Source organism: Pseudomonas sp. RGM2987 (assembly GCF_022952855.1).
Taxonomy (GTDB): Bacteria; Pseudomonadota; Gammaproteobacteria; order Pseudomonadales; family Pseudomonadaceae; genus Aquipseudomonas.
The window spans coordinates 24,191-35,503 of record NZ_JALJDX010000168.1; the positions used below are offsets into that span (position 1 = coordinate 24,191).

General features: G+C 62.1%; 9 protein-coding genes. 1 reads left to right on the forward strand and 8 read right to left on the reverse strand.

The window, feature by feature from the left end; all coding sequences use genetic code 11:
• Positions 1–91: 91 nt before the first annotated feature.
• The 8 genes from hutH to hutC form a co-directional block, all read right to left on the reverse strand.
• Positions 92–1,615 (reverse strand): histidine ammonia-lyase, encoded by a 1,524-nt coding sequence (gene hutH / locus RGM2987_RS08635; RefSeq protein WP_245139781.1) that lies wholly within the window; start codon positions 1,613–1,615, stop codon positions 92–94.
• 140 nt (positions 1,616–1,755) lie between these two features.
• Positions 1,756–2,586, reverse strand: a complete 831-nt coding sequence (locus RGM2987_RS08640) for a glycine betaine/L-proline ABC transporter ATP-binding protein (protein WP_245139783.1) — start codon at positions 2,584–2,586, stop codon at positions 1,756–1,758.
• Complete coding sequence (locus tag RGM2987_RS08645) at positions 2,583–3,434, reverse strand: proline/glycine betaine ABC transporter permease (protein WP_245139785.1); 852 nt, start codon at positions 3,432–3,434, stop codon at positions 2,583–2,585. The genes RGM2987_RS08640 and RGM2987_RS08645 overlap by 4 nt, the downstream gene beginning before the upstream one ends.
• 71 nt (positions 3,435–3,505) lie before the next feature.
• Complete coding sequence (locus RGM2987_RS08650; RefSeq protein WP_245139788.1) at positions 3,506–4,474, reverse strand: ABC transporter substrate-binding protein; 969 nt, start codon at positions 4,472–4,474, stop codon at positions 3,506–3,508.
• Between the two features lie 70 nt (positions 4,475–4,544).
• The gene (locus tag RGM2987_RS08655; RefSeq protein WP_245139790.1) at positions 4,545–6,011 is read right to left on the reverse strand and encodes a cytosine permease; all 1,467 of its coding nucleotides are present in this window, start codon (positions 6,009–6,011) and stop codon (positions 4,545–4,547) included.
• Positions 6,012–6,161: 150 nt separating this feature from the next.
• Entirely contained in the window at positions 6,162–7,850 is a 1,689-nt protein-coding gene (gene hutU / locus RGM2987_RS08660) for a urocanate hydratase (RefSeq protein WP_245139792.1), read from the reverse strand.
• A gap of 437 nt (positions 7,851–8,287) precedes the next feature.
• Positions 8,288–8,866: a HutD family protein gene (locus tag RGM2987_RS08665; RefSeq protein WP_245139794.1), complete on the reverse strand. Its 579-nt coding sequence runs from the start codon at positions 8,864–8,866 to the stop codon at positions 8,288–8,290.
• Positions 8,863–9,612 (reverse strand): histidine utilization repressor, encoded by a 750-nt coding sequence (gene hutC / locus RGM2987_RS08670; protein WP_047699776.1) that lies wholly within the window; start codon positions 9,610–9,612, stop codon positions 8,863–8,865. Before hutC ends, RGM2987_RS08665 begins: the two co-directional genes overlap by 4 nt.
• Before the next feature lie 263 nt (positions 9,613–9,875).
• Between hutC and RGM2987_RS08675 the strand changes: the two genes are divergently transcribed.
• A complete protein-coding gene (locus RGM2987_RS08675; protein WP_245139796.1) occupies positions 9,876–11,240 on the forward strand; it encodes a formimidoylglutamate deiminase in 1,365 nt (454 codons plus the stop codon).
• Positions 11,241–11,313 lie beyond the last annotated feature (73 nt).

The window sequence follows — 11,313 nt, forward strand, 5'->3', positions numbered from 1 at the left end:
TGTTTACCCGCCAGTCGCTCCGGAATGTTCCGTTATCCGTCATCCTCGCTTCATGGGCGATGGATGCCTTGGCACGCTGGCGGTTTTTTGATCAATTCAAATTCGGTAATGCGTTGTGCAGCACGGCCGGGTCTTTCAGCAGCGCAGCGGCGCTGGCGATGTCCGGTGCCAGCCAGCGGTCCTGGTCGTAGGCCGGGACCTGCTCGCGCAGCAGCTTCCAGGCAACGTCGGTGCCGGCACCGAAACGCTGCGTCTTGAGAAATTCAAAGGCCTGGGCCGCCAGCAGGTATTCGATGGCGAGGATCTGCGTACAGTTTTCCAGTGCCCGGTGCAGCTTCAGGGCCGCGTTGGTGCCCATGCTCAGGTGATCCTCTTGCAGCCCTGAGGTGACGAAGTTGTCGAGCACAGCCGGTTGCGCCAGTTGCCGGTTTTCCGCGCACAGCGAAGCGGCGACATATTGCACGATCATCATCCCCGAGTTCACGCCCGGGTTAGCCACCAGGAACGCCGGCAGGCCACTGACGTGAGGGTTGATCAGGCGGTCGAGGCGGCGCTCGGCGATGGAGCCGATCTCGGCCATGGCAATCGCCAGCAGATCGGCGGCCATCGCCACCGACTGGCCGTGGGGATTGGCCTGGGACATGACCCGGAAGCTATCCGGTGTACCCAACAGCAGCGGGTTATCGGTGGCGGCGTTGAGCTCGGTTTCGATCTGCTGCCGCGCATGCGCCAACTGATCACGCGCCGCACCATGTACCTGGGGAATCGAACGAATGCTCAAGGCATCCTGGGTGCGAATCCCCAGGCTTGCGGCGATCACTTCACTGCCGTCGAGCAAGGCCCTCAGGTTGCTCCCGACCTGCTGCATGCCAGGGTGCGGCTTGAGGGCGATGATCTCGGCATCGAACGCGGCGATCTGCCCGCGTTGGGCCTCGAAGCTCATGGCGCCGATCACGTCGGCCCATTGCACCAGCCGCGTCGCGTCGGCCAGGGCCAGGCAACTGAGGCCGGTCATGCACGGCGTGCCGTTGACCAGGCACAAACCGTCCTTGGCCCCCAGTTGCACCGGTTGCAGGCCTCCGGCGGCCAGGGCCTGCTGTGCCGAAACGACCTGGCCGCGATAGCTGACCTGGCCGACACCCAGCAGCGCAATGCTGATGTGGGCCATGTGGGTCAGATAACCCACCGAGCCCTGGGACGGCACCTGCGGGGTGATGCCGCGATTGAGCAGTGCCAGCAGCGCTTCGACCACCCGCCGATGGATCCCGGATTTGCCCTGGCTGTAGTTGAGGATGGCGGCGCAGAGAATCGCCCGGACCTGTTCATCGGCCAGCGGCGCACCTACCCCACAGGCATGGCTGAGCAGAGTGTTGCGCGACAGCTGGCTGAGTTGTTCGTCCTTGAGCGAGACATTGCACAAGGCCCCCAGGCCGGTGTTGACGCCATAGGCGCGCTCACCGCTTGCGACGATACGCTGCACGATGGCCTGGGCATTGTCGATCCGCGCCCAGGCCTGGGCCGACAACTCAAGCACAGCGCCGAAGCGGGCGACGGCGACGACGTCCTGCCAGCGCAGCGGCGTGTCGGCGATGATGATTTTTTCAGCCTGGGACATCTTTAACCTCATGCTTACAACTTGAACATTGATGCAGCTTTACTGACGCCTTCGCGAGCAAGCCCGCTCCCACAGGGCGACGCATTCCAAGGTGGGAGCGGGCTTGCTCGCGAAGAGGCCCGCCCAGTCACCAGAGTTCTCTAAACCACCGCAGCCCTGCGCTGCACGAACCGATCAACATACTCATCCGCCGGCGAATGCAGGATCTCCCGGGGCGTGCCGACCTGGATCAGCCTGCCGTCCTTGAGGATCGCGATGCGGTTGCCGATGCGCACGGCCTCGTCGAGGTCGTGGGTGATGAACACGATGGTCTTGTGCAGGGTCTTTTGCAGCTCCAGCAACTGGTCCTGCATTTCCGCGCGGATCAGCGGGTCGAGGGCGCTGAAGGCTTCGTCCATCAGAATGATGTCGGTGTCCGCCGCCAAAGCCCGGGCCAGGCCCACGCGCTGGCGCATGCCGCCGGAAAGCTGGTGCGGGTATTTGTTCTCGTAGCCTTTCAGGCCCACGGTGTTGATCCAGTGCAGCGCGCGCTCGGCGCAGACCTGCTTGCTCTCGCCGCGCACTTTCAAGCCGTAGGCGACGTTGTCCAGCACACTCTTGTGGGGCAGCAGGCCGAAGCTCTGGAACACCATGCTGATCTTGTGCCGGCGAAATTCGCGCAGCGCGTCCATGTCCAGTTGCAGGATGTCTTCGCCGTCCACCAGGATCGCGCCGCTGGTAGGGTCGATCAACCGGTTGAAGTGCCGCACCAGGGTGGATTTGCCGGAGCCGGACAGGCCCATGATCACGAAGATCTCACCGGTGCCGATGCTCAGCGACAGGTCGTTCACCCCGACCACGCAACCGGTTTCGGCCAGCACCTGGTCCTTGGTCTTGTTCTGGCGGATCAGGTCCAGGGCTTCCCTGGACCGGTTGCCGAAAATCTTGAAGACGTTCCTGACTTCGATCTTGCTGATGGCTGCGTTGTTCATTTGCTCACCTCATGCCGAGGACGACCATAGGCCTGGGTAATGCGGTCGATGACCACGGCGAGAATCACGATCGCCAGCCCGGCTTCCAGGCCGCGTCCGACGTTGAGGGTCTGGATACCCACCAGCACGTCTTCACCCAGGCCACGGGCACCGATCATCGAAGCGATGACCACCATCGACAGGGCCATCATGGTGGTCTGGTTGATCCCGGCCATGATGCTTGGCAGGGCCAGGGGCAGTTGCACGCCGAACAGCTGCTGCCAGCGATTGGCGCCAAATGCGTTGATGGCTTCCATCACTTCGCCGTCCACCTGGCGGATGCCCAGGTCGGTCAGGCGGATCAGCGGTGGCGCAGCGTAGATCACCGTGGCGAAGATCGCCGGGACCTTGCCCAGGCCGAACAGCATCAACACCGGGATCAGGTACACGAAACTCGGCATGGTCTGCATGATGTCCAGCAACGGCATCAGCACCGAACGCAGGCGATTGCTGCGCGCCGAGAGAATGCCCAGTGGAATGCCGATCAACACCGAGATCAGCGTCGCCACCAGCATCAACGCGAGGGTCTGCATCAGTTTGTCCCACAGGCCCACCGCGCCCACCAGAAACAGCAGGCCGACGATCACCGCAGTGGTCACGACCTTGCGGGTGGCATGCCAGGCAATGCCGCCGACGATGGCCAGCATCAACCACCAGGGCGCCATGCGCAGCAGGCCTTCGAGGTTGACGATGGCCCACAGCAGGGTGTCGGAGATGTGCCGGAACACGTCGCCATAATTCGTCACCAGCGCGTCGACCCAACCGTTGACCCAGTCGGCGATGGAAAAGGTAAAGCTTTCGGGAAACATAAGAGACTCTCGATCAGGGGGATGCGGTGAATGTCCCGGCCAGCCCCACGGTTGGCCGGGAAAGATTCGACCTACAGAGCCGCGTCGATTTTCTTGGCAGCGTCTGCGCTTACCCAGGCATGCCAGACTTCAGGATGTTCCTTCAGGAAGATCTTCGCCAGCTTCGGCGACTCGATGCGCTCCTTGGCCATGCGCCCCAGATTCTGGTTCAGGATATCGATCGGCAGGTTGACCTTCTCCAGCACCGCCACCAGCTCCGGCGCTTCGTCGTGGAAAGTCTTGGACAGGCCGACCTTGATGCTCACGCTTTTATCCACGCCCGGTTTCTCTTCCAGCTTGACCAAGTCCACCTGGCCCATCAGCGGCGTTGGCGACCAGTAGTAGAACAGGATCGGCTCGCCACGCTTGTAGCTCGACAGCACCGCCGCATCCAGTGCCGGGCCGGTGCCTGGACGGAAGTTGGTGTAGGTTTTTTCCAGGCCGTAGCTTTTCAGCATTTCGCTGTTGTCCAGCTCGCAGGTCCAACCGGCCGGGCAGTTGTAGAAACGGCCCTTGGACGGTTCTTCCGGGTCCTTGAACACAGCGGCGTACTGGCCCAGGTCGGCGATGTTCTTCAAGCCCGGCGCCTTGGCTTCAAGCTTGCGCTTGGCATCGCCTTCCACCACGTAGCGCGGCACGTACCAGCCTTCGATGGCACCCACCACCGGGGCGCCGACGCCGACCACTTTGCCGGCCTTCTCGGCCTTGTTCCAGACCTCACTGCGGCCGACCCACTCTTCGGCAAACACCTGGATGTCGTTGCTGCTCAGGGCGTTCTCCATGGTGATGGAGTTGCCGGGCAGGCTGTCGGTCTTGCAGTCGTAGCCTTTTTCCAGCACCACTTGCAGCACGTCGGTCAGCAGCATGCCGCTTTCCCAGTTCAGGCCGGCGAACTTCACCGGTTTGCCCGACTCGCACCAACCCGCCGCTTGCGTGGCGCCGGCGCTGGCCAGCAGGCCCATGGAAAGCAACGTGGTCAGCAGGGTCTTGTTCGATTTCATTGTGTGACGCTCCTAATCATTTGAGTTGGCTTACGGCAGTCAAGAGGCATCCAGCCCTGTCAACGTCCCATCAGACCGCTTGGACGCGGCCCGCCCTGCTCGGTTGTGCGTCAACCGTGTCCTGCTCGACCGGCAGGATCAATCGATCGGGTACGGCGCAGTGCCACTTCCTGGCGGCGACGTAATACAACGCTGCCGGAACGACCAGGCCGATAATCCAGGAAATGTCCACGCCACCCATCGCCGCCACCAGCGGACCGGTATAGAACTTGGTGGCGATGAACGGCAGTTGAATCAGTACACCCAGTGCATAGACGCTGATCCCCAGGAGGTTCCAACGACCGTAGCGACCGTTCGGATCAGCCAGTGCCGGCACGTCATAGCGCTCGCGAGTGATGCAGTAGTAGTCCACCAGGTTGATCGCGCTCCAGGGCGTGAAGAACGCCAGCAGGAACAGGATGAAAGACTTGAACGCACCGAGGAACGAGTGCTGGCCGAGCAGCGCGATCAGCGTCGCCGCTCCGACGATGACCAGCACGAACACCAGCCGCTGCAAGCGCGTCACGTTCAGGTGCCCACGAAAGCCGCTGATGATGGTCGCGATGCACATGAAGCTGCCGTAGGAGTTCAGCGTGGAAATGGTGACCTTGCCGAACGCGATGCTGAAGTACAGCAACGCGGCGGTAGCGCCAGCACCACCCAGCCCAACGATGTAGGCCACTTCGTGACCCGCGAACTGCCCGTTGGCCGAGGCGGCGGCAAACACGCCGAGGATCATCGCCACCTGTGCGCCGATGACGGAACCGGCGCCGGCGGCAAAAAAGGTTTTCACCGAAGAGGTCTTGCTCGGCAGGTAACGCGAATAGTCAGCCACGTAAGGGCCGAAGGCGATCTGCCAGGAGGCCGCGAGCGACACCGCCAGCAAAAAACTGCTCCAGCTGAAATGGCGGATCTGCAGGAGTGCGCCGACATCCACCTGGCTGATCAGGCGAGCGAACAGGTACACAAAGGCAATCACACCGATGATGCTGGCGACACGGCCAATGAAGTGGATCACCCGATACCCGAGCACCGTGACCAGCACGATGACACTGGCAAAAATCAGAATGCCGACACTGTCGCTGACGCCAAACAACTGGCCCAGCGCCTGGCCGGAAAGCACGGTGCCCGTGGCGGTGAAACCCAGGTACATCAGGCACACCAGCACGATCGGGATGGCCGCGCCATAAACCCCGAACTGCACGCGGCTGGAGATCATCTGCGGCAGGCCAAGCTTGGGTCCCTGCGCGGCATGCAGCGCCATGACGCCACCGCCGAGCAGTTGCCCGATCAGCAGGCCGATCAACGACCAGAACACATCACCGCCCAGCACCACCGCCAATGCACCGGTGACAATGGCCGTGATTTGCAGGTTGGCCCCCATCCAGAGGGTGAACTGGCTCAACAATCGTCCATGTCGCTCCGCTTCCGGGATGTAGTCGATTGACCGTTTCTCGATCAACGGCTTGCTACTTGCGCGTGTGCTGGTGACAGCCATGGTTCAACCTCTGTGGATTGTTCTGGAAGTGACTCTGGTGCTGCTTTTCTGTGGGAGCGAGCCTGCTCGCGATAGCGGTCTGTCAGCCGATGCATGCGCCGGAGCCGACGCCATCGCGAGCAGGCTCGCTCCCAACAAGGGGGTTTGTATTTACTTGCCGGTAATCATCGGCAGGTTCAGCCCCTGTTCCTTGGCGCAGTCGATAGCGATCTGGTAACCGGCATCGGCATGGCGCATCACGCCGGTGCCCGGGTCGTTGTGCAGCACGCGGGCGATTCGCTCGGCCGCTTCATCGGTACCGTCACAGACGATCACCATGCCCGAATGCTGGGAGAAGCCCATGCCGACGCCGCCACCGTGGTGCAACGAGACCCAGGTCGCGCCGCTGGCGGTGTTGAGCAAGGCGTTGAGCAGCGGCCAGTCGGAGACTGCGTCGGAACCGTCCTGCATGGACTCGGTTTCGCGGTTGGGGCTGGACACGGAACCGGAGTCCAGGTGGTCGCGACCGATCACGATCGGCGCCGACAACTCGCCGCTGCGCACCATTTCGTTGAACGCCAGGCCCAACTTGGCGCGCTGACCCAGGCCGACCCAGCAGATACGCGCCGGCAAGCCCTGGAAGCTGATGCGCTCGCGCGCCATGTCCAGCCAGTTGTGCAGGTGGGCGTCGTCGGGGATCAGTTCCTTGACCTTGGCGTCGGTCTTGTAGATGTCCTGTGGGTCGCCCGACAGCGCAGCCCAGCGGAACGGGCCGATGCCGCGGCAGAACAACGGACGGATGTAGGCCGGGACGAAACCTGGGAAATCGAAAGCGTTTTCGACGCCCTCTTCCTGGGCCATCTGGCGGATGTTGTTGCCGTAGTCGAAGGTCGGAATGCCCATTTTCTGGAAGGCCAGCATGGCTTTCACGTGGACAGCCATGGATTGCTTGGCGGCTTTCACCACGGCGGCAGGTTCGGTCTTGGCGCGGGCACGGTATTCGTCCCAGGTCCAGCCGGCCGGCAGGTAGCCGTTGAGCGGGTCGTGGGCGCTGGTCTGGTCGGTGACCATGTCCGGGCGCACGCCACGACGGACCATTTCCGGGAGGATTTCAGCGGCGTTGCCACACAGCGCGATGGAAATCGCCTTGCCTTCGGCGGTGTATTTCTCGATACGGGCCAGAGCGTCGTCCAGGTCGGTGGCCTGCTCGTCGACGTAGCGGGTCTTGAGGCGGAAATCGATGCTGACCTGCTGACACTCGATGTTCAGTGAGCAGGCACCGGCCAGGGTCGCAGCCAACGGTTGCGCGCCACCCATGCCGCCCAGGCCGGCGGTCAGGACCCAGCGGCCCTTGAGGTTGGCGTCGTAGTGTTGGCGACCGGCTTCGACGAAGGTTTCATAGGTGCCCTGCACGATGCCCTGGCTGCCGATGTAGATCCAGCTGCCGGCGGTCATCTGGCCGTACATGGCCAGGCCTTTGGCGTCGAGCTCGTTGAAGTGCTCCCAGGTCGCCCAGTGCGGCACCAGGTTGGAGTTGGCGATCAGCACGCGCGGGGCATTGCTGTGGGTCTTGAATACGCCCACCGGTTTGCCGGATTGCACCAGCAGGGTTTCATCGTCATTCAGATTGGTCAGGCTTTCGACGATCTTGTCGTAGCACTCCCAGTTGCGCGCCGCGCGGCCGATGCCACCGTAGACCACCAGCTCCTTGGGGTTCTCGGCCACTTCTGGGTCGAGGTTGTTCATCAGCATGCGCAGTGGCGCTTCAGTCAGCCAGCTCTTGGCGGTCAGCGTGTTACCGCGAGGGGCGCGAATTTCAACGTCACGGTATTTTTCAGGTTTGCGGGTAGCGTCGGTCACAGCAGAAACTCCTCAGCGATCAATCCAGACCAGCCCGGGCAGCGGGCAGCGATTTTGCGAACGTTGCGTTGAATATCGGTGACTCATACGCATACGTCTTTACTTGTATGTACAAGCATATGCAATCAAGCGGCCAACTTTTTTAAGGCGCTTCTGGAGGATGACTTGAGAAATGGCTGCGAGGCCCGTGGCGCATGGGTCGGCGCGCTGGATGAAAATTTCGGGAGGGGGGTTTTAGCAGGAGACGTGAACGTCACAGAAGCGTGTTGTTGCGCCACGCTGGGGCATTCGGTAACAAGTTGGTGCGCTCCAGTGGGAACACGCACAGCCTTCTGTGGCGAGGGAGCTTGCTCCCGCTCGACTGCGCAGCAGTCGCAAAAAACCCAGGGCTGCTTCGCACCCCAGCGGGAGCAAGCTCCCTCGCCACAAAGAGCTATCTAGCGGGTATCAACGGCAGTCAATTCGATCACACAGCACTGGCCGTTCGTGGAAATCTCCAGCAACCCGGTGTTATCGCTCATTTGCAGACAGTCATAGAGGCCTAGTTCCGCGTCGAGCTCGCTGACCTTGACGCGTAGCGCCGGGCCCGCGCTGAACACCAGCAGCGTCCCGGCCTCACTGAAAAACCGCTGCTCATCCTTCATCCACTGCACCCGCGCGCGGTAACGCTGCGGTGCATAGATCAGGTTGAAGTCGCGAATCGGCCCGCCCAGCAACGTGCAATGCACATGGCTCTCGCCGCTGAATGCAAAAGCATCCAGCGGATGCAGCGCCCGCGTGGTCCGACCATCGACATTGAGCGTCATGCCCTCGCCCTGCAACACGCTGATGACCCGCTCGTAACCGGCGAAAGTGGAAAAACCGCCCGACTCGCCGATATCGGCGATCGACAGGCGCCAGCCAAAACCTTCCAGGCCGGTGCCAGCATCACGGGTGATTTCCTCGGTGCTACCGCCACCGTTCTTCCACGGCATACGCGGGTAATCCGCCGCGCGTAAAACCTTAAAGTCGCTCACTTGTGAAACCGCCCTTCCAGACTATGACGGGACCCGGGGTGAATCAGCCGCGCGGCGGTCACTGGCTGACGCCCGGACCAGGTCCGACGACGGATCAACAGGCACGGCTCGCCTCTTTCGATCTGCAGCAGTTTGCATTCGCTCGGCTCGGCCAGGATCGCCTCGACCACATGCTCGCCTTCGGTCAGCGGCGCAACCTGGTTCAGATAGGCGTAGGGCGTTTGCAGGGTGAAGTCCTGCTTGAGGTACTCGGGCGCCACCAGCGCGTTGACGAAACGGTCCTCGATCTGCACGGGGATGTCGTTTTCAAAGTGCACGATCAACGAATGAAAGACCTTCTGCCCTTCGCGCATGTCCAGGGCCAGGGCCCGTTCGGAGCCGGCGGCCTCTTCTTCCAGGGTGATGACCTTGCACGTGTGGCGATGACCACGGGAGGCAATCTCATCGGCGATGTTATGCACTTCGAACAACGCGGACTGGCTCTTGGGCTCGGCGACGAACGTGCCGACGCCCTGCATGCGCACCAACAGGCCATCGGCGGTCATTTCCCGCAGGGCACGGTTGATGGTCATGCGACTGAAGCCCAGTTGGCTGACCAGTTCACTTTCCGACGGCACGCGGTAATGCGGCGGCCAGTTTCCACTGTCGATCTGCTGAGTGATCATCTGTTTGACGCGGGCGTACAAGGGTGCCGGACTGTCACCCAGGTTTGCGGCCAGCGGCGGTTTGGCAGGCGGAGTCGGCACGGCGGTTCCCTGTTCTGCTTATGAAGGTTACGAATGTCCTGTATACAAATACTGTTCCTTTTTGACGGCGTCTCTTGCCGTCATCCTGCGTTGCCGCTCCTCGCCATAGCCTGCTATGACTCGTCGCGGCGCCTTGCCTGACGACAAGAGCCACACATCAAAAAAGAACGTATTTATGAAACAGGACATTAGCTTGCCGGAGTTTACCGGGCAGGCAAACGTCTGTATATGTATATACAAATTACGCACGATGAGGTTCAACCATGTCCGCCTTCTTTGCCGAACGCGCGCTGCTGCCTAATGGATGGGCCAAAGATGTACGTCTTGAAGTCGATGCCGCGGGCGTCCTGACCCAGATCCAGGCAGATTCCCACGCAGACGGCGCCGAACGGCTGGGCGGTCCGCTGTTGCCGGGCATGCCGAACCTGCACTCCCACGCGTTCCAGCGGGCCATGGCCGGGCTGGCGGAGGTGGCGGGCAACCCCAATGACAGTTTCTGGACCTGGCGCGACCTGATGTACCGTCTCGTTGGAAAAATCAGCCCGGACCAGCTCGGCATCATTGCCCGACAGCTGTACATCGAAATGCTCAAGGCCGGTTACACCTCGGTCGCTGAATTCCATTACGTGCACCATGACACCGACGGCGCGCCTTACGCCGATCCGGCGGAACTGGCCCTGCGCATCAGCCAGGCCGCCAGCGCGGCCGGCATCGGCCTGACGCTGCTGCCAGTGCTCTACAGCCACTCCGGGTTTGGCGGCCAGGCGCCGAATGACGGGCAGCGTCGCTTCATCAACAGCACCGAGAACTATCTGAAGCTTCAGTCACGATTGCAGCCGATCCTGGCCGCACAACCGGCGCAAACGCTGGGCCTGTGTTTCCACTCCCTGCGCGCCGTGACGCCCGAGCAAATCGACGAGGTGCTGGCTGCCAGCGACCGCGATTGCCCGGTGCATATCCACATCGCCGAGCAGCAGAAGGAAGTCGACGACTGCCTGAGCTGGAGCGGTGCCCGCCCGCTGCAATGGCTGTACGACAACACTGCTGTGGACCAGCGCTGGTGCCTGGTCCATGCCACCCACGCCAATGCCGACGAAGTCAGCCTCATGGCCAGAAGTCGGGCGATTGCCGGCCTGTGCCTGACCACCGAGGCCAACCTGGGCGACGGAATTTTCCCGGCCGTGGATTTCCTCGCCCAAGGCGGACGCTTGGGCATCGGCTCCGACAGCCATGTCTCATTGAGTGTGGTGGAGGAATTGCGCTGGTTGGAATACGGCCAGCGTCTGCGCGACCAGCGACGCAACCGCTTGTATCGGGCAGATCAACCAATGGTCGGCCGTACGTTGTTCGATGCGGCGCTGGAGGGTGGCGCCCAGGCCCTGGGGCAACCCATCGGCGCCCTGGAAATCGGCAAGCGCGCCGACTGGCTGGTGCTCGATGGCAACGATCCATACCTGGCGACGGCCCAGGATGACGGGATTCTCAATCGCTGGTTGTTTGCCGGTGGGGATCGTCAGGTGCGCGATGTGATGGTGGCCGGGCGGTGGGTTGTGCGCGATGGGCGGCATGCCGGGGAAGAGCAAAGTGCCCGGGCGTTTACCCAGGTGTTGCGCGAACTTCTGGGCTGACGCGGATAAAAAATGTGGGAGCGGGCTTGCTCGCGAAGGCGGTTTGTCAGTTAACAGTTATGTCGACTGATAC